This is a genomic window from Bacteroides sp., from assembly GCF_029057325.1.
In the GTDB taxonomy this organism is placed as follows: Bacteria; Bacteroidota; Bacteroidia; order Bacteroidales; family Bacteroidaceae; genus Bacteroides.
Genome location: NZ_JAICZW010000207.1, coordinates 1 through 21,050 on the forward strand (window position 1 = coordinate 1; position 21,050 = coordinate 21,050).

At 47.9% G+C, this 21,050-nt stretch carries 10 protein-coding genes; all 10 read right to left on the reverse strand.

The window, feature by feature from the left end:
* Nucleotides 1-918 (reverse strand): CapA family protein (locus tag K2G43_RS13305; RefSeq protein WP_300156052.1); only part of this gene is annotated, 918 nt, incomplete at its 3' end.
* Complete coding sequence (locus K2G43_RS13310) at nucleotides 915-4,859, reverse strand: two-component regulator propeller domain-containing protein (RefSeq protein WP_300156055.1); 3,945 nt, start codon at nucleotides 4,857-4,859, stop codon at nucleotides 915-917. The genes K2G43_RS13305 and K2G43_RS13310, both read right to left, overlap by 4 nt.
* A 360-nt stretch (nucleotides 4,860-5,219) precedes the next feature.
* On the reverse strand, nucleotides 5,220-7,196 hold the full coding sequence (locus tag K2G43_RS13315; protein ID WP_300156058.1) for a glycoside hydrolase family 97 protein: 1,977 nt from the start codon (nucleotides 7,194-7,196) through the stop codon (nucleotides 5,220-5,222).
* A gap of 12 nt (nucleotides 7,197-7,208) precedes the next feature.
* Entirely contained in the window at nucleotides 7,209-8,684 is a 1,476-nt protein-coding gene (locus K2G43_RS13320; protein WP_300156061.1) for a hypothetical protein, read from the reverse strand.
* A 1-nt stretch (nucleotide 8,685) separates the two neighbouring features.
* Nucleotides 8,686-10,683 carry a hypothetical protein gene (locus tag K2G43_RS13325; RefSeq protein WP_300156064.1) on the reverse strand — a complete coding sequence of 666 codons (1,998 nt, stop codon included), beginning with the start codon at nucleotides 10,681-10,683 and terminating at the stop codon, nucleotides 8,686-8,688.
* A gap of 196 nt (nucleotides 10,684-10,879) precedes the next feature.
* The gene (locus tag K2G43_RS13330) at nucleotides 10,880-12,562 is read right to left on the reverse strand and encodes a RagB/SusD family nutrient uptake outer membrane protein (RefSeq protein ID WP_300156066.1); all 1,683 of its coding nucleotides are present in this window, start codon (nucleotides 12,560-12,562) and stop codon (nucleotides 10,880-10,882) included.
* 17 nt (nucleotides 12,563-12,579) lie between these two features.
* On the reverse strand, nucleotides 12,580-15,657 hold the full coding sequence (locus tag K2G43_RS13335; RefSeq protein WP_300156069.1) for a TonB-dependent receptor: 3,078 nt from the start codon (nucleotides 15,655-15,657) through the stop codon (nucleotides 12,580-12,582).
* A gap of 62 nt (nucleotides 15,658-15,719) precedes the next feature.
* Nucleotides 15,720-17,651 (reverse strand): glycoside hydrolase family 97 protein, encoded by a 1,932-nt coding sequence (locus K2G43_RS13340; RefSeq protein WP_300156072.1) that lies wholly within the window; start codon nucleotides 17,649-17,651, stop codon nucleotides 15,720-15,722.
* A 318-nt stretch (nucleotides 17,652-17,969) separates the two neighbouring features.
* Nucleotides 17,970-18,851 carry a bifunctional methylenetetrahydrofolate dehydrogenase/methenyltetrahydrofolate cyclohydrolase FolD gene (folD, locus tag K2G43_RS13345; protein WP_297645436.1) on the reverse strand — a complete coding sequence of 294 codons (882 nt, stop codon included), beginning with the start codon at nucleotides 18,849-18,851 and terminating at the stop codon, nucleotides 17,970-17,972.
* Between the two features lie 64 nt (nucleotides 18,852-18,915).
* Nucleotides 18,916-20,241: a signal recognition particle protein gene (gene ffh / locus K2G43_RS13350; RefSeq protein ID WP_297645439.1), complete on the reverse strand. Its 1,326-nt coding sequence runs from the start codon at nucleotides 20,239-20,241 to the stop codon at nucleotides 18,916-18,918.
* Nucleotides 20,242-21,050 lie beyond the last annotated feature (809 nt).

Genomic DNA, 21,050 nt, shown 5'->3' on the forward strand with positions numbered 1-21,050 from the left:
TGAAGCACGGGCGGGGGCGTCGCGCGGGGCCGGTCGTCGCGGCGGTATTGGGGTGGGTAAGGGGTATTTTTCTAATTGCATGGTGAAAATGAGTCCGCCGTCGGTGTTTATTGCTTGCATGTTTGAGATGAAGTTTCCTAAGGAATAGACAACGATGTGTTGCTGGTTACCGTTCGTGCGTAGTTCCATGGGTTGGATAACGTGCGGGTGTGCTCCGATGACGTGGGTCACTCCTTGCTGGAGAAGCCAGTCTGCCAATTCTTTTTGATTGCGGTTGGGGAGTGATTGATATTCATCGCCCCAGTGCATAAAGGCTATGAGGACATCCGGCCGACAGGCTTGAGCATTCAGGATGTCTTTTCGGATGATGTCTTTGTCGATGTAGTTGACGATGTGGGGAGCGGTGACTTGGATGCCGTTGGTGCCATACGTGTAGTTGAGCAATGCGATACGGAATCCTTTCTTGTTGATGAGCAACGGGTAACGTCGTTTACGCTCTGCTTCATTTTTGTATGTTCCTGCATAAGGTATTTGGAGGGAATCCAACATCATGATGGTGCGTTCCAGTCCTTTTTTGCCTCGGTCCAGACAATGGTTGTTGGCTGTCATCAAGATGTTGAAACCGGCATCTTTGATGGCTTGGAGGTATTCATCGGGAGCACTGAAGGCGGGATAGCCATTGTAGGGCTTGCCTCCCAAGGTGACTTCCAAGTTGCCGATGGCAAGGTCGGCACTGGCGATTTGCTCTTTGACAAGGGCGAAACAGGATTGATAGTCATACCGGCCATCGGGAGTGCGTGCGGCATCTATTTGTGCCTGATGTTGCATAAGGTCACCCACAAAGAGCAATGTGATGCGCTCTTGTGCCGATAAGCTGATTGTGAGGCATAAAGTAAGGAGTGGCAGGATTGCTTTCATACGTTTTCTTGTTTCATACGTTTAAATTCAGTGGGCGATACTCCAAATTGCGCTTGGAAGCATTTGGTGAAGTAAGAGGGTGATGAAAAGCCTACTTGGAAGCAAGCTTCACTCACTTGGACATCTTTGTGGGACAATAGTTCGGCGGCTTTCTTCAAACGGATAAGCCGAATCAGGTCGTTGGGAGTCATGCCTGATATGGCTTTTATCTTCGTAAACAGGCCGGTGCGGGAAATGCCGACTTCTTGTGCCAGCGCATCCACGGTGAAATCAGAATTGGTCATCTGTTGTTCTACAATCGTAGCAATTTTCTTTAGGAATGCTTTGTCGAGCGATGAGTGTGCCACTATATCCAGATGGCTCATGGGCTCGTTTTTATAACTGCCTTTTATTCTTTCCCGGTTGGTCAGCAGGCTGTGTAGTTGTGCCTTGATGATATCTGAAGAGAAAGGTTTGGCAAGGTAGAGATCGGCTCCGGTCTCCAGGCCTTCCACGTAGTCGTTGGTATCTACTTTGGCGCTTAACAGCACTACCGGGATGTGGCTGGTCTGTAGGTTTTGTTTCATTCGTTTACAAAGTTCCATACCGTCCATGACAGGCATCATTACGTCGCTGATGACAAGGTCGGGATGCTGTTTTTCCAATAGCTCGAGTGCTTCCTTGCCATTCGTGGCGCAGCTGATTTTATAGATAGGAGAGAGGAGGTCGCGCAGATACTCCCGCAGGTCTTGATTATCATCCACTATCAGTAAGTGATGGTGGTTCGGATTTTCTTCTTCCGTGAGGGCTTCGGGCAAGGATAGTGCTTGCTTCGGGAGGGCGGTAGTTTCGTTCTCGTTCTCGCTCTCGCTCTGTTTGAATCGTATGATAAAGGTAGAACCCATGCCGGGTTCACTCTCTAATTTCAGTTCACCGTGCATCAAGCCTACTAATTTTTTGACCAATAACAGCCCGACACCTGTGCCGATGTTGTCGCTCGGTTGATTCTTCTTGATTTGGTAAAAGGCGGAGAAAATCTTTTCCTGTTCTTCTGCCGCAATTCCTTGTCCGTTGTCTTTTACCCGCAACTCCAGTTTCCGGTCTTCTGTGCATAGCAGGTCCATCCAGATGTGAGAGGCGGTGAACTTCAGTGCATTGGATAGCAGATTGGTTACTACGGTGGTGAATGCTTCCGAATCTATCAGGGCATAGCAATCGCCTTCGGGCATATTCAGGATGAGTTTGATTTGTTTCAATTCGGCAGAGAGGTAGAAGTTCTGGTAGATGGACGAAAGAATGCCTTTGACTTCTGTATTCACCGGGTTGACATCCATGCCGCCTGATTCCACTTTGCGGAGGTCCATCAATTGGTTGACCAGATTCAGCAATCGTTTTCCGTTGCGTTCGATGACCATCAGTTGGGGCATGGCATCCCGGATGCTTCCTGTGGAGCGCATCACGTTTTCCAGCGGTGCCAGTATCAGCGTGAGCGGTGTTCTGATTTCGTGTATCATTTGGGTGAAGAAGGCTACTTTGCTCTGATAGATTTCTTTATCCTTTTCTATGGTCATGATGTCCAGCTGTCTCTTCTGTTTCTTCACCATGCGGTAGTATGCGTAGGCCAATATGCCGATGGTGAGGCAGACGTAGAGTATGACGCATGGGACGGAAGCCCACCAGGGCGGGAGTATTCGGATGGGAAGTTCGACAACGTTCTCGTGCCATATCCCATCGCCATTGGAGCAGCTCACGCGGAAGATATAATGCCCCGGCGGGAGGTTGGTATAGGTCACATGAGGGGTGGTATTGGTTTCAATCCACTCTTTTTCAAAACCATCCAGCTTGTAACGGTATTGGCTTTTGGTAGGGTTTATGTAGCTCAATGTGGCTACAGACAGGCTGAAAATGGAGTGGTGGTGTTTCAATTTTAGCTTTTCCGTATAAGTGATGGAGGTGGTGAGAGGCGAATCTTCAGCACCTACTTTTACAGGCAGGTTGAACAATTGGAAGTCGGACAGGATGACAACCGGCTTCCGGGGGTTGCGTGTTATATTTGCCGGATGAAACTCGTTGAAGCCATGGATGCCGCCGATAAAAATGGTGCCGTCGGCCAATTGTATGCCCGAATTGGGCAGGAATTGGTTCTCTTGCAATCCGTCGTTTTTGTCGTAGGTGCGGATGTTTCCGCTTTCGGGTTGGTAGCAATAGAGTCCGTGGCTGGTCGTTATCCAAAGTTCGTCCTTGTCGGCGATGATTTTGTATATGACGCGGATGTTTTTCGGTAGAGGGAGTTTCACGAAGTTGTCTTGTTGGCTGTCGTATTTCAGCAGTCCTTGTCCGTCTGTGCCGAACCAGAGGTTGCCGTTCTTGTCTTCGCAAGCTGTAATCACTTTCTGTGTGGGAAGATTTGTGTAATGTTTCCATTGTTGTTGCAGCGAGTCCAGCCGATAGATGCCCTTGTTTGTCGAGCATACCCACAACAATCCTTGCTTGTCTTCCAAGATGTAGGAAATGTCGGCGGGATGCACTTCGTAGATGCGTTCAAAGTCATCGGTCACGGGGCGGTATTTGTTCAAGCCTGAGGGGGTGCCCACCCAGAGCTGTTTTCGTGAATCCTTGCAGAGTGCGTAAACGCTCGAAGCATACATGGATTGAGGCGTTCTGCCGAATTTATGGTTTTTGAACTTTCCCGTTTTCAAATCCAGAATGTCCAATCCGCCCATGTACATGCCGATGTACAGTTTTTCTCCGTCTTGCAGCAGGGCATGGATGTTGTGGTATGTGGGGCTGTCGGGCGAGTTGTCCGGTTTGTATGATTTGAACGTGTTTTTTGTACGGTTCCAGTAAAAGAATCCTGCATCGTCTGTTCCCAGCCACAGGTTGCCGTTGTCGGCTTTGGCAAAGACGCTGAGTATTTTTCCGTCTATGGGTGTGTTTTCCGGGCAGTAGTGGAGGAAATTTTCGGCAGTGGGAGCCACGTAGTTCACCCCTCCGAAGTAGGTTCCTATCCAAAGTCCCTCTTCCCGGTCGATAAACAGGGTTTGCAGGTAGTTGTCGTTCAGTTCGTTGTCTGTATGGGATTCCGAACGGATGATTTGCTTTTCCTCTGTCCGTGTATTGTATCGGGTCAGGCCTTCGTCGGAGGCTATCAGCAGTTCGCCAGGCGACAGCTCAACGATGCTACGCACTTGGAATACCCGTTTGGAATTGATTGGTTCCAGTTTCTGCACCAGTCTGTTCTTTTTTTTGTCCAGCAGATATAGTCCGTCGTTCCGGCTGCCTACCCAGATATTTTGTGCGGCATCTTCAAAAATGGTGGTGGTGTTTCTGACATCCTCTTCGGCTACGGGTTGGAAAGCGCCTTCTTTCATCGGGTCCAATTTGCTGATACCAGCATCGCTGCTCGCCACCCAAATGGTTCCCGATTTGTCTTCTATGACATCATAAATGTAGTCCGAATTGATTTTGCCCAATGCGGCATATTGCAACAATTCTCCGCTGGAGGGGGTGTAGCAGAAAACACCTTGCCCCATGGTGGCAATCCAGATTCTTTGGTCGCTTGCTTGTACGATGCGGGTGACCGGGGTAGTGATTTTGTCTCCGGAAGTCGTTTGTCTGTCGAATGTACTGAATTGTTCTGTTTTCAAATTGAGCAATGACAATCCGAAATCGCTGCCTACCCAAAGCTGTTGCCGGTCGTCCTCGATAATGGTATAGATGTTGGAGCCTAATGAAGATGCGTTTCCGTCCCGCCAGATGCGGATGCGTGTCCCGTCGTAGCTGTGGAGGCCGTCAATCGTTCCAAACCACATTCGCCCTTTCTTGTCTTGAGCAATGCTATATACAGCATTGTTGGCAAGACCTTCGTTGATGGTATAGTGTCTTACGATTCTTGTCCGTCCTTGAACGACCGTATTTATTCCGCAGAGGAAACACAATAAGATGGTTATCAGTTTTTTCATAACAAATTCTTCTCATAGTATCTGGCTGCAAAATTAATATTTTCTAGAATAAGACGGTGATTGGGGGCGCTTTATTTTATGAGACAGACGTGAGGCGGGAGAAAGGAAATGGATGTTTGATAAGGATAAACTCTTTTCAATGTTGTATGTTATATTGTATTGTAAATCAATTAAATCCTACTTTATTTTTTCTTTATCGTTTTTAAAGTGAAACTTTACTGAGGATAAAGTTGTACTTTAAAGCCGATAAAGTATCGCTTTAACGCCGATAAAGTGACACTTTAATGCCGATAAAAAATACCCTCGCCGCAGAGTGTCCGCAACGAGGGCAATAAGGTTCAGGTTAAGCCTGTGTGAGGATTATTGTATCTTGAGTGCGAAACCGCCTCCGGGTGCCAAATGCAATTTCAATTTGGTCTGTTTGTTCAGGCGGAGACTCTCTTTCTTGTAGTCCTTGCCGATGCGTTCGGCATTTACACCGTCTTTGAACAGGGTGCCGTTGTACTCCTTGTCGCCAAGGAACGAGCAATCCACTTCGATGTCGCGGGCTGTCCAGTCGGTCAGTCCGCCTATGTACCAAGTGTCTCCCTTGCGGCGTGCGGTGATGATGTAGTCGCCTATGCAAGCGTCCAATACACGGGTTTCGTCCCATGTGGTCGGAACACCGGCGATGAAGTCAGTACACTCTTTTTCCTGGTTATAGTTGCTTGGTGTGTCGCAAAGCATACCTAACGGAGACTCGAACACCACAAACAATGCCAACTGACGGCAACGTGTTCCCTGGCTCATCGGTTCGGAGTTGCAGGGGAAGTAATTGCCTTTTGATGCGTTGCGCATAGCTCCTTGCGTGTAGTCCATCGGACCTGCCACCTGGCGGATGAAGGGTACGGTCACGTCGTATTCCACTTGGTCCACTTCCGGGGTGCTCCACTTCATGTTTTCCAGTCCGTGCACACCCTCGAAGTTCAATACGTTGGGGTAGGTGCGGTTCATGCCGCAAGGTTTGTACATGCCATGCAGGTCGAGCAGCAGTTTGTATTTGGCGCAAGTTTGTGCGGCACGGTGGTTGAAGGCAACCATTTCCTGGTCATCGCGATCCATGAAGTCCACCTTGAAGCCTTTGATGCCCATAGCCGAATAGTGGCGGCACAGGTTCTCCATGTCTCTGTCGAAGGCATAATAGCCTGCCCACAGGATGATGCCTACATTTCTTGCTGCCGCATAGTCAACCAATTCTTTCAGGTCTATCTCATCTACTACCTGCATCAGGTCGGCTTTCAGGTTTACGGCCCATCCTTCGTCCAGGATGACATATTCCAACTTGTTTTCGGCGGCGAAGTCTATATAAGCCTTATAGGTATCGTTGTTGACTCCGGTCTTGAAGTCCACTCCGTGCAAGTTCCAGTCATTCCACCATTCCCAAGCCACTTTGCCCGGTTTAATCCACGAGAGGTCGTCAAGGCGGGAAGGGGAGCTGAGGAGGTAAGAAAGGTTGCTGGAAGCCAGGTCTTTGTCTTCTGTGGTTACGATGGCCATGCGCCAGGGGAAGGTACGTGCGCTTTCCACTTTGGCGATGTAGTTTTCGCGAGACTGAACCACCATTTGCAGGTTGTTGTGCCCGCCCTGCTTTTTCTCTTTCGGATAAGCGGCATGTACACCTGTCAGGCTGTTGTTTCCCTTTGCTGCGGACAGGTAGAGTCCGGGGAAATTCTCCAAATCCGATTCGGTGATGCAAAGTTTCACGCCGTCACCGGCTTCCACCACTAAGGGCAGGAACATCAGTTTTTCCTTGTCCAGATTGGACAGCCGGGCATGAGTATAGGTATTCTCAAAAGCACTGTAGAAGGTATCCTCGCTTCTGGGAACAACGTAGGGTACAAAGGCCATGTCATCAGCCGGGAACCGGTAATCCACCTCTTCGTTGCTGATTTGGTAGGGGGCTTTGCGGGTGGAGGCAAACCGGTAAGCGATACCATCGTTGTAAGCACGGAACTCTACACTCCATCCTTTGGCGAAGCGTAGTGTCAGGCCTTTATAACTCTCTTTCATTTGCTCGCTGCGATAGAAGGGGGAGTGAATCATGCGGTCAACCTCTTGTCTGGAGCTGCCGGACAGCCGGGCTTTGTCGCCCCAGACCGTTCCGTCTGCCAGTGTCATGGAGAGTGGAGAATCCGCCAATATCAGTTTTCCGTTGCAAGAGATGTTATAGGTCAGCTTTTCGCCCACCGTTATGGTTGATTCCAACTTTCCGTTTGGCGAAGCCAATTGGAATTTGCGTTGCGCCTGAGATGTTAAGGCCATCAGGCCGCACATCAATAAAATACTCAGTTTCTTCATTTTTCTGTTGTTTTATGGGGTTACTATTTCTGCTTTGAGACTTGTTCCGGCGGGCAATGAGATGCTGCATGCGGAGCAGATGTTGCCAAATACATCGGAAGACTGTGTAGCGTCATATACCTTGCCGTCCACTTTGATTTGCTTGTATTCTCCCACAAAGGATGCCATCCAGTTCAACTCTTTTCCGGTATGGTTTTCGATGGTGGTGGCTTCTCGCCCTTGATGCTTCACGCTGATGTAGCCATCGAATACCGGCACATTCTTGATTTCGGCTTCTTGTGTGTTTATCGGAAGACGTGACAACGTGGTTACCACATTGCCGGTGGCTGATGCGTCGATACCCATCGTGCCGCCGATGACACCTTCGACTATGCCGTACGAAACTTCGGGATATTCCGAACGATTCATTTGTGGCAGACTGGTCAGGAAACGATAAGCATCCTCATAGTAGCCCAGACGGTAGAACAATACCGGGAATGCGGACATGTTTTCCACGTTCCATTCTTTGCTCAGAATGTCCTCAACCGTAGCTTGAATGCGTTTCGTGTTTTGGCTGACGTTGAACCAAAGAACAAAGGGAACTCCCTCGCCGCGGAAGAACTTTTGTTCTTTTGTCCAGAAAGTCTGGTAGTAGGAGTTCTCGTCGCTCCACCATTGCTCTTCGACAATGCGCCGGTAGGCTTCGGCTTTCTGATAGGCTTCTTGTGCTTTGGAGGAATCACCGTTCAGCTCGGCTATCGTGCCGTATGCGTTGAAACCGGCATAGAGGGCGCATAGCAGGTCTATACCTACGGTCAGACCTCTGAAGTTCTCGACGTATGAAGGAAGTCCGCGGCAGGTATGGAAGTTGTTGTTCGGGTTGAAATCTTCGGAAGTGTTCATATAAGGCGGACGATTCATGATTTTGTCCGGTTCCAAGGCCCAGCGCTCCACATATTCGCAAACCGATTTGTCGTAGAAGTTGGTAAAGCAGGAGTCGGTCAGGTAATCTTTGTCGCCTGTCCATTCATACATTTTCAGGCAGGCCTGCATGACGTCGAAATTGGCGTTCAGGTTATACCAGAATTCTTTGTCGCTGGCGTAGTCGGCCGGTGCCGGTTTGTTGTAGCGGTTTATTTCCCAGTAGGTGCACCAGTCTTTCTCTTCGGAGATGTTTTCGGCAAAGCGGCTGAACATGTTTTTGTTATGACCTGCAAGTCCCAGCATGTGTGCTCCCACAGATTGGTGGGAAACATCGCGCATGCAGAATGCTTCGCGTTGGGGCAGGGCGGCTTCGTACCATTTCCCGACGGGGTCGTTCTCATCGTGTGCGTATGACAATGCCGTCTTTTTGGCCCAGCTGTAAGCATTTTCCATCTGCTTGTCCGTGGAGGTGAATACGGCAATCTGGTCGGCAGTCAGTTGCTGAACTACATTTTCTTTCGGGGAGGAGGAACAGCCTGCCAAGCAGATGGCTGCCATTCCTGTTAACATAAGTTGCTTCATCATATTATTTCAGTTTTATGGAGAGCGTATTGCCCGGTTGGATAGAGTAGATCTGTTTTTTGGTTCCTTGAATCACAGCTACTTGGAGTTTGTTGTTCTTCAGGCGGTTGATTTCTATGTCGAATTCGGAATCGAACGCTTTCACTTTTCGCAGTGCCATTTCATGCCACTCTTTCGGCAGCCGTGGTGTCAACGTGAATGCTTTAAATCCGGTTGGGCGGATACCGAACATGCCTTCGGTGATGATGCGTCCGTACAATCCGCTTTCGGCAGACAGATGTCTTTGACCGCCTTCCGGCCATGCTTCGATGGCGTAAGGAACGTGATTGCCCAACAGGCGGGTTGTGGAGTAGCGTTGCAGGTAGTCTGTTGCTTTTTCCGTTTCGCCCACGGCATAAACGCCTCTCAGTGCGTAGAGGGTGGAGCGGTCCCAGAAGGTTTCGCTTCCGGCTTGTGTCAGCAGTCCGTTCTCTGTCCACAATCTTGGCGAGAACAAAGCGTTGATAGTGGCGTCTTTACGTTCGTCGATGCCTACGGTCAATGGAATACAAATCCAAGAACGCAGGATGTCGTTACCCTTGTAGTAAATGTAGGTATCAAAACCCTCTACGTTGCCGCCGAAGTAGCTTTCAATGTTTTTACGCAGTTCGGCAGCCTGTTTGCGGTAGGTGGAGGCATTTCCTTTGCCCAGTTCCTTTGCCAGATAAGAGGCTGAGAGCAGAGCGTCATAATATAAGGAAGAGGTGCAGAGATTGGCATCGCCGGAGGGGAAGCGGTTTTCCAGTTCGTCGGTATCGGAAGCTACTACGCCTCCCTCATTCAGCTTGTGGTGGCAGTAGTCCAGGCACCAGCTGATAAGTGGCCATAACTCTTCGGCTTCTTGCCTGCTGCCGCGGGCCAATGCATAGCGTGATGCGCCGTATGCTATCATGGCGGCATCGCCACGGTCGCCTACACCATTCCAGATGTCCAATCCTTCGGCAACGATGGAACTAGGGATGGGCTTCCACTCGTCGTTCATGAAGCGGGCGAAGTGCTTGAACGAATTCAGAGCCGATGCATTGCCGTAATCATATCCGGTATAGGGAAAGTAGGGATTGATGTACTCTGCTTGGTCGTTTGCCCAGATGGCCGCATAATAAGATTCACCGCCGGGACCGTGCATGGGGCCGCCTTGTGTTTCGTAGATGCTTTCGCAGGCGCGGATTTTGGAGAAGGCGAACATGCGGTTGATGACTTCATCCGGAGTGTCGAGTACGAGGTTGTCCATGAGGGAGGCGACCAGAGCTTCGCGTTTCGCTTTTTCGGCTTTTGCATCGGGACGTACCGGAGCTTCTCCTTCACGGGTAGCCGATAGATGTGCGGAGAACTCCAATGCTTCTCCCGGTTGCAGTGTGAAGTATCCTTTGGTGTCGATGGCGGCTTCAATGCAATAGGAGCCGGTTACTCCTTGTTGGGGGTTGGTATATGATTTTTGTGCCTCTTCGGGGATTTCGATGTTCAACGGACGTTTGCCCGTATTCTCTATCCGATACATTTCTACCAAAGCGGGAAATTCGGTCGAGGGGAAATAGGTGCGGGTCAGTTTCCATTGTCCGTAGTAGCCTTGGTCAAACAGGCTTTCTACGTTAAGGATGCCTTTCAAGGAGATGTTTGTCACCTTTTCGCCGGTCATGGCGCGACCGTTCACTGTGATGCCGTCCAGCGGATTCCAGTTGTAACGGCGCATCAAGCTGGCGTGTGTGTTATTGGGGATGGTGCGGAGCAGAGGCCATATCATGCTTTTGTTGAGCGTAAATGCACCGTTGTGGTCGATGTTGTAGCGCAGCACTACGGAAACAGATTTTCCACTCATTTCGATGTGGTCGTTGTGGCTGTCATTTGCTGCTACATTCCATACGATGCCTCCATTGTCGGCTAATTTCCAACGCGATTGTGCGTCGGTTTGTGCAAAGGAAAGTGCCAGTAGAGCGGCTACCCATGTAAAGCGTTTGAAGTCCATGATTTCGTTGTCTTATTAATAAATGATTTCAAATATAGTAAAAGCTTGTTCGACTGCAATGTCTTTTATATATAAATTTAGCGGATTAGCGGATTTGTTTTTATTGACAGAATAAAAAGAATCCGCTTCATCCGCTCAATTTGTATCTGGAAGTTGGTTGTCTTTAACCAACCATTATCCATGTATCAGACTGGAATTACCACTTGTCGTTTTGAGTGATAACGCCGGGGTTCAAGTCTAATTCGGCTTGCGGAATGGGCCACCAATAGTCTTTCTCAGTGAAGGTTCCACGTTCTCCGCCGGGCACTTGCAATACAATGCGTTTTCCGGTCTTAACGCCGTTCTCATCATATTCGTTGTATTCGATACCTTCCATCGGTTTGTTCATTACATCCAGCATGATGTGCCAACGGCGGATATCGTAGAGGCGGAGACCTTCTTGAGCAAACTCTACGCGTCTTTCGTTGCGAATCAAGTCACGCAAGCTGCCATTGTAGAGCTTAGTCACAGCTTCGTCAATGTCATTGGTGTTGCCGGCACGGTCACGGATAACTTTTACCAGTCTCTTGGCTTCGTTTGCATCTCCACCGGTTTCTATCAAGGCTTCGGCTCTCAGCAGGTAAGCTTCGGCATAGCGGAAGATAACGAAGGCATTCCAAGTGCTCCAAGTCTCGGATTCGGCAAAGTACTTTTTCCATGTCAGACCGGTTTGGGTCTTGTTCCATTCACCGCCGCCGCCTTCGGCAAGCACATCACCGATGATGACATTTTTGTCTTGCAGGCTACCATAGTCACCGGTAGATTTGAAGTACCATCTTCCCTCTTTTTCTTCCACATTGTTGGGGATACTGTTGAAGTAGCCGCTTCTCAATTCAGAACCGGGGGCATACATGGTTTCATAGAAGCGAGGATCCTTGTTTAAGTAGGGCATGTCTTCATTGCGTTCACCGATATATTCGAAAGCATCCGCCATTGATTTGATAGGGGTTGTCACACAGTAACCGCCGAGTGACTGGTTGTACCATTGTCCCCAACCATTTTTATAGTCGATTGAGAAGTCTTTCACCATGATTATTTCGTCTTCGTTTTGACAACCTGTTGTGAACAGCTTGCCGAATTCGCCCAATTGTGCCGGTGCTGTTTTCAGCAGTTCGGCCGTCTCTTCTAATGTGATGCTGAAGTAAGCATTGTCATTCAGATAACCGGCTGCGTATGCTGCGGCACGTGCGCGGAGTAAACGGGCTGCCGGTTTGCTGATTTTTGACTTATTTTCCGGAGTTTCGGGCAAACCGGCAATGGCCGTTTTCAAATCCTCCAAAATGAAGTCGAATACTTCTTTCGGACTTTCGGTCTGTTTTACTTCAGCACTTTCGGCAACGGTTTCTGGATTTACCGTGTAGAGCATAATGCGTCCGTAAAGGGCGGCCAGTTCCATATAGATGTAGTCGCGCACCACGATGGCTTCACCCAAGATGCGGTTGCGTTCGGAGTTGCTTTCGCCACCCGGCCAAGCATATTTGTCGATATTGTTGATGACAGTGTTGGCACGGTTGATGGCTACATAACCATCTCCCCATTTATATTGTGCAAAGGCTGCTGTAGAAGTGGCGAAGCCACGGCTGAAGTCGTATCCTCTGTTCCAGGAATGGGTTACAGTACCGTTATCTGTTACACCGTCCATCCACAGGTCGTTGTCACCGTAGCAGAATCGGTTGTACAAAGCCGTCAATGACTTTTCATAGTCGGCAGGACTCTTAAAGTATTCATCCACAGAGATAAATCCTTGCGGAGTCAGATCAATGTTGCTGTTGCAACCGCTGTTGGTGCACAAGGTCAGTGCCATGGCACCATACAGCAGAGATTTTTTATATATATTCATAATACCTATTTAAAAGATTAGAAGACAAGGTTTACACCAAAGTTGATAATTTTTGTTGCAGGGAAATCGTACAGACGACCGCTGTTTCCTTCCGGGTCAAGTCCTTGGTACAGGCTGCTGAATGTAAGCAGGTTGGAACCTGACAGGTAGAGTCTCAGGTGGTTGATACCAAGTTTGGAAGTGACATTCTTGTTGAATGTATAACCTATCTGTGCATTCTTCAGACGCAGGTAGTTGGTCTTCTTCAGGAAGAATGAGTTGTAGGTGGACGTATTGCGGTTGCTGGCAGCTTCCAGACGCGGCATTTGGGCATTTCCATTTTGGTTTTCGGGAGTCCATCTGTCGCGGAAGTGGACACCACCGAATACTTCATACGCAGGACCTTCTACCCACTCTCCATACATCATGCGGTTGGCACCGGCAGATCCTTGAAGCAACAAGCTGATGTCAAAGCCTTTCCATTCGCCGGATATGTTCCATCCAAAAGTGAACTTAGGAATGTTAGAGTGGAAAATCTCACGGTCGTTGGGATCAATTGTACCATTTCCGTCTTTGTCCACAAACTTTACGTCACCGGGTTTTAAGGCAGACATGCCACGCGGGTCAGATTTGTATTTGGCTTTGTATGCGGCCAGATCTTCTTCATTGGCAATCAGTCCGTCGGCTTCATAGATGTAGAAAGCGTTCAGTGAAGCACCTACAGTCTGGATAGTCCAGTCGCTGATGTTCATATTGTCGCTGCCGCGGTCAATCCACTCGTTCTTGTTATAAGAGAAGTTGAACGAAGTATTGAAAGAGAATTTGCCGAATTCTTTGCGATAGCCCAACATGGCTTCCACACCGGCGTTGCGTACCACACCGGCGTTTTGTTCGGGCGCATCCAAACCGATGAAGTAGGGAATACCCAATGTCAGCAAGATGTCTTTCGTGTCTTTGGTGTACCAGTCGAGTTCACCATAGATGGAGTTGTTGAGCAATGAGAAGTCCAGACCGATGTTGAATTGTTCTACGGTTTCCCAGGTGATGTTGGGGTTTGCCATTTGCTGCTGATAAACACCGGTTGACAGATTTCCATCTACTACGAAGTTGCCGGTATTGTATTGAGGCATGTATTTGAATTCGCCGATTCGTTCGTTACCGGTTTGTCCCCATGAGGCTCTCAGTTTCAAGTTGTTGATAAGTTTCTGATTCTTCATGAACCCCTCTTCTGAGATGCGCCATGCAGCAGAGAATGAAGGGAACACACCCCACTTGTGACCTTTGGCAAAACGGGAGGAACCGTCGCTACGCACATTGGCCTCAAACAAGTATTTGTCCTTGTAACCGTAGTTGATACGTCCGAAGAAGGAGTTGATGCCCCACATGTCGGGATAACCGTATGCAAACTGGCTGTCGGCAGAGCCCAAAGAGACATCAGGCATAGAGTCTGAAATCAGGTTGCGACGCTCGGCGCTTGAGTAGTAGTTGCGATAAGAAATTTGCTCCATACCATACAATACAGAGAAGTCGTGCACTTCGTTGAAACGTTTCTTGTAGTTGGCAAGGAAACGCAATGTCAGTTGGTAATCGTTGTTGCGTGCATCGTAAACACGGTTCGGATTGTTGCGTTGATATACAAACTCATCATCGCCATTCTTGTATTGATAGTTCTTGTAGTGAACTTTTCTTCTGTCCCATGAAGCGTTCAGAGAAGCCACACCGGTAAATATCAAATCCTTGATGGGTTCTAATTCTGCTTTTACCTGTCCGTAGAGCAGGTCTTTATTGTAGCGGTCCTCGCCTACAACATTCATATCCAGCATGGAGATAGGATTCTGGTTCTGAGAGTCCAGACGGTAGTTTCCGTTTTCATAACGAACGGGTACGGTCGGTGTCATACTGGAGGCACTGCTCTGTGCGCTTCCTAAGGCTTCCGGCCACAGACGGTCGATATGGCGATAGGTAAGGTCACTGCTGACTTTCAGGTATTTTCCTACGTTCAAGTCGGTGTTTACGCGGTAGCTGTATCGTTTGTAGTTCGTGTTGTCCGTCAGACCCGGTTGATCCAAGTAGTCGAATGATACCAAGTAGCGTCCGATTTCACTACCACCGTTTAGGTTTACGGTGTGTTGTGTGATATAGGTAGGTTTATATACCTCGTTCATGTAGTTTGTGTACGAGTAGTTGTACGGGTCGTTTCCTCTTTCCATTGCCAGCATGTCGTCTTCCGACCATTTGGGTTGGCTGCCGGCATTGGTCAATGCTTCGTTCACCATCGTCATGTATTCGCGGGCTGATACGGCTTTCGGTTTTACCGCTCTGTCCTGAATACCGATAGAACCGTCATAGGAGAGTTTCACTTTACCCTCTTTGCCACGTTTTGTAGTTACCAAGATCACACCATGGGCTGCACGCGAACCATAGATAGAGGCTGAAGCGGCGTCTTTCAATACGGAAATGTTTTCAATTTCGGCTGCCGGCACTTGGCTCAGTGACATTTCGACTCCATCTACCAGAACCAGCGGTTTGGAGTTACCGGTTGTGCCTACACCACGAAGGAATATTTCCGGGTCATCGCTACCCGGTGCACCGCCACGGTCCATGATAGTGATACCGGAAGAAAGTCCTTGCAAGGCTTTCGTGGCGTTGACTACTGTCATTTTGTTCAGTTCCTTACCATCTACTTTTGCCACGGCACCTGTAGTAGTGACTTTGCGTTGTACGCCATAACCTACGACAACCACTTCGTTCAAGGTTTGTGCGTCTTCTGCTAACTGGATATTCAGTTCTGTCTGATTGGTGATTTTGATTTCTTGCGTCACATATCCGATGAAAGAAATCTGAATCGTGGCACCCGGGGTGACGGTTAATGTGAACTTTCCGTCTAAATCGGTCAGTGTGCCATTGGTTGTTCCTTTCTCAAGAATGTTGGCACCGATAATAGTCTCACCTAAATTATCGGTTATAGTACCGGTAATTATTTTTTGTTGGTTTACAATAGGAGCTGTTGTTGCATTCCCTTTGGCTGTAGCTTCTGCGTATGCACAGAAATTTGTTGCAAACAATGAAGCAAGGGTCACTCCTAAAATCAAGTGGCTGTGCCTCGGTCTTGACATATCCCAAAACTTTGGCAATTTGTTTAGATTCATAGTTCTGATTTTTAAATTAATACTATAGGTTATTTAATAATTGCTACATATCCGCCACCATCATACATATTGATGGTAATCTTGTTGCCTTGCTGTACCTTGCGGCTGCGACGTGCAAAGTCGTTGGCATTTAGGTCAACGTTTACACCATCTTCCCAATAGGTCAGTGTTTTGTTCTTCTTGCTGATGAAGTCAAGGTCAATTTCAAACTTCTGACCTTTAGCGCCTGCCATACCGCCGATGAACCAAGTATCACCGCTGCGACGGGCCACTACTACATATTCGCCAACAGCTGCTTTCAGTACACGGGTTTCATCCCAAACCACAGGTACTTGAGAAAGGAACTCCATGCATTCCGGTTCGCGGAGGTAGTTGGAAGGAGAGTCACACAACATCTGCAGTGGGCTTTCATATATTACGTACATACCCAGTTGGTGGCAGCGTGTACCAACAGAAGCGGGCAGGTTGAAGTTAATCTGATGGTCCTTCTCATGAAGGTTAATCATGGCACCCGGAGTGTAGTCCATCGGACCGGCAACCATACGAGTGAACGGCAGAGTGACGTTGTGAGCAGGAGTCACGAAGCTGCCCCATTTGTGGTTTTCACAACCGGCAACACCTTCAGAAGTCAATACGTTGGGGAAGGTACGCAACCATCCTGTCGGTTTGTAAGCTCCGTGGAAGTCAACCAACATTTTGTGTTCGGCAGCCTTACGGGCCACTTCGTAGTAGAAGTCAACAACTTCTTGGTCATCGCGGTTGAAGAAGTCCATCTTGATACCCTTCACACCCCATTCTTGATACTTATCGAATGCCTCGTCAATTTTTTCACGGAAGGGAGCCCAGGATACCCACAAAATGAGATCTACGTTTTTCTTCTTACCGTAAGCCACTAGCTCTTCCATGTTGATTTCGGGAATTACTTTGGTTACGTCCCAAGCTTCTGACCATCCATCGTCCAGCACCACATATTCAATACCATACTTAGAAGCGAAATCGATGTAGTATTTATAGGTGTCGTTGTTGATGCCGCACTTAAAGTCAACACCGGTCAGGATAAGGGCGTTGTACCAGTCCCAAGCGATTTTACCCGGACGTACCCAAGAGAAATCGCCTTCTGCTTCGGGAGCCAATTTGTAAATCATCTGGCTGGTCATAAGGTCAACATCGTTGTCTGTCACAATCAGGGCACGCCACGGATAGTTGCGTGTGCCTTTTACGGCAGCAATGTAGTCGGCACGCTTGGTAGGGAAAATCTGACGGTCGTCTGTCTTGTAGTCTTCCAAAGAGACGGCAGCATACTTGCCTGCCAATTCGTTTTTGCCTTGCTTGCGCAGGAACATACCTGGATAGCTCTCCAAATCAGACTCGCTGATGAACATACGGGCTGTTTCGTTCAGTTTAACAAGGAAAGGAGTGCTGCAGAAACGGTCGGTACCGATTTCTGAGAGTTTCAACGGTTTGAACAAAGGCTGTTGCGGAGAAAGCATGGTGCGCTCTTCGCCAAAGAGTACGTCGTAATCTTCGGCAAAGCAAAAAGTTGCTTCTTCGCTCAGCACCTTCAACGAACCGTCGAAGTCGGTGTGGAAGCGATAAGCCAATCCATCATCATACACGCGGAAATGCAACTGATACTTGTCGGCTTTCAATACCATTTCATTATAATGGTCAACAATCTGTGCGCTCTTCTGGCGTACTACCGGTTTTAATACTTGGTTTTTAGAGAAACGATCCACTTTGTTCACCTTCATATTCCGTCCTATTACCACGCCATTGTCGAAGGTCATGGAAATAGCTGAAGGATTTAAAATAGTTTTACCATTGAAGCTAACAGAATAGGTGGTGTTTGCTCCGGTTTCCACATTTACAGAGATTGCGTTGTTGGGGGAAGTTACAGTGTAGTTCTCTGCATAAGCTACACTTCCGCATGCCAACATAAGGCATAAAAAGATTTTCTTCATACTCTTATTTTTAGAGGTTATACATTCTGGCAGCAAAAGTATTATCTTCACAAGAAAGAGGCGGAATCTATTATTCAAAGCATTGTCCGAATCATACAAAACAATGACTTTATCGTACAAAAAAATAGCTCTATCGTACAAATGTATAATATAATATGTAGATTTTCAATACATTATAATCTATTTAAGGAAATAGGGAAAGGAAAAAGACAGAGAGGTCTGAAAATAGGGGGGATGGTATATACAAAAAACTCTCCAACGGACTTTTTGATGGTTTGTTGTCCTTTGGAGAGCTTTCTGAATTTATAGAAATGTTCTTTATTGGTAGATTGCTTTTTTACCTGCCAATAATGTATTCTTCATAAGAGATACAATGGTCATCGGACCTACGCCGCCGGGTACGGGAGTGATGAAGGAACATTTAGGCGCCACTTCATCAAACTTTACATCGCCGGTCAGCTTGAAACCCGATTTCTTGGTGGCATCCGGCACACGGGTGGTACCAACGTCAATGACAACAGCACCCTCTTTGAGCATTTCCGCCTTCACGAAGTTGGGCTGTCCCAATGCGGCAATGATGATGTCGGCTTCTTGGCACTCTTTCACCAAATTCTTGCTGCGGCTGTGGCACACAGTTACAGTCGCGTCGCCCGGATAGGCTTTCTGCATCATCAGTGCGGCCATTGGCTTTCCAACGATGTTGCTGCGTCCCAATACTACGCATTTCTTTCCGGAGGTTTCTATCTGATAACGTTTCAGAAGTTCAAGGATGCCGTTGGGAGTAGCGGATACATAACAAGGCAGTCCGATAGACATACGTCCCACGTTGATGGGGTGGAAACCGTCAACGTCTTTGCGATAATCGATTGTCTCAATGACCTTCTGTTCGGAGATATGCTTGGGCAAGGGGAGTTGCACGATGAAACCGTCCACATCGGCATCTTCATTCAATTCACGAACTTTGGTGAGTAACTCCTCTTCCGTCACGTCTGCTTCGTAGCGGATAAGGGTTGACTTGAATCCGCAAACTTCGCATGCTTTTACTTTGGCGGCAACGTAGGTTTCGCTGCCTCCGTCGTGTCCTACGAGGATGGCAGCCAAATGCGGGCGTTTGCCTCCGTTAGCCACAATTTCGGCTACTTCTGCTGCAATCTCCTGCTTTACTTGCTCGGAAATCGCTTTTCCATCAATTAGTGTCATATCGTTTGAATTTATGAGTTGTTAGAGGTAACTTCTAAGAAATTGAAAACAATCTCCTAAGGCATTATTTTCTTAGTTTCGGCATCATCATTTTCCCCATCTTGCTGCCTGTCACCATCTTCATCATCTTACGGGTTTCGTCGAACTGTTTCAGCAAGCGGTTCACTTCCTGAATGTTCGTACCGCTACCTTTGGCGATGCGCTGACGGCGCGAGCCGTTCAGGATGGCGGGATTGCTGCGCTCTTTGGGAGTCATGGAGTAAATGATGGCTTCGATGCTCTTGAAGGCGTTGTCATCGATGTCAATGTCTTTGATGGCTTTGCCTACGCCCGGAATCATAGTGGCGAGTTCCTTCAGATTACCCATCTTCTTGATTTGCTGAATCTGGCTCAGGAAGTCGTTGAAGTCAAATTGGTTTTTGGCAATCTTCTTTTGCAGGCGTTTGGCCTCTTCCTCATCGTATTGTTCTTGTGCACGCTCTACCAACGACACGATGTCGCCCATGCCGAGGATTCGGTCGGCCATACGTGAAGGGTGGAACTGATCAATGGCATCCAACTTTTCGCCGGTACCCACAAATTTGATCGGTTTGTTCACCACCGTGCGGATGGAGAGGGCGGCACCGCCTCGGGTATCACCGTCCAGTTTCGTCAGCACCACGCCGTTGAAGTCAAGTCGTTCGTTGAACTCTTTGGCGGTGTTTACGGCATCCTGACCGGTCATTGAGTCCACTACGAACAGAATTTCGTTCGGATTGATTGCCTGCTTGATGGCGGCGATTTCGTTCATCATCTCCTCGTCCACAGCCAGACGACCGGCCGTATCGACGATTACCAAGTCATATCCTTTCGCTTTGGCTTCCTGGATGGCGTTTTGTGCGATGGCTACCGGGTTTTTGCTATTCGGTTCGGAATACATCGGCACGTCAATCTGCTCGGCCAATACGCGCAACTGTTCGATGGCGGCAGGGCGATATACGTCGCAAGCCACCAGCAACGGTTTACGGTTTTTCTTGGACTTCAGCATACGTGCCAGTTTTCCGGAGAAGGTGGTCTTACCGGAACCTTGCAAACCAGACATCAAGATGACGGCAGGTTTGGCATCGATGTTGATGTCGGCAGTTTCGCCACCCATAAGCTTGGTCAGCTCGTCGTGCACGATTTTTACCATCAACTGACTGGGCTTTACGGCTGTGAGCACGTTTTGTCCCAATGCTTTTTCCTTAACGGTATCGGTGAAATTCTTGGCTACCTTATAGTTTACGTCAGCATCCAAAAGTGCTTTACGCACGTCCTTCAGGGTCTCTGCCACGTTGATCTCGGTGATTTTTCCTTCACCTTTCAGAATCTTGAACGACCTCTCAAGTCTTTCGCTTAAATTATCGAACATACTATCTATTTACATTTACAGAATTACAAAATACGCTAATTGAGGCGCAAAAATACAAAAAATCTGTGTAACTGCCTTTTTTTCTGGCAATATCATGTAATAATCATGCAACAAATGCGCAATTACTCCAATTTTCGGAGCAGCAAGGAGGCTTTTTCTGCCTGATACTGCTTCTCTGCCACAATCTGTCGCAGCAAACTGACGGCTTTGGGCTTCTCTTTGTTCATCAGGTAGCATAAGCTTAATTGCCAGCAGGCTTCCTGATAGTGGCGGTTGATGTCACCTTCTGCTAGTATTTGCTCAAGCAGGATGATGGTTTTTTATGGATGATCTACAATTGCTGTTGGAAAAAAAGAATAGGCGTTTACCTTTTAGATGTTATATCTATTAAGAGTATGAAGAATCACTCATTTGATGAATAGCAGAATGGCTTTGGCGAGAAAACATTGCGTGTCGTCCTGAAACCTGAGAATTTTCAATCCTGTCAGCGCAAGACTTCTTGCGGAGCATTCAGGGGAACCGTTGGGCTCTATCGATTTCCCTGCTTCTGCTTTCTTTGAAAAAAGCGAGAGCATTCTTCATGTTTTCTGAAGAATAGTTATGCTATATTCAAATTATCATTAAATTTGCGACATCTTCATTCGATGAGGCTTTTGGGGCTTTTTATATCTTATCATTCACCCAGTGTGATTGTTAACTTTTTTTTATGGAGTGGACAATGATGCGTTGTGGGGTGTATTGAATATGTCATATTTGCGTGGGGTCTCGAAGTTGCTCGTTCTGATAAGATGGGCAGTCTCAGGGCCTCA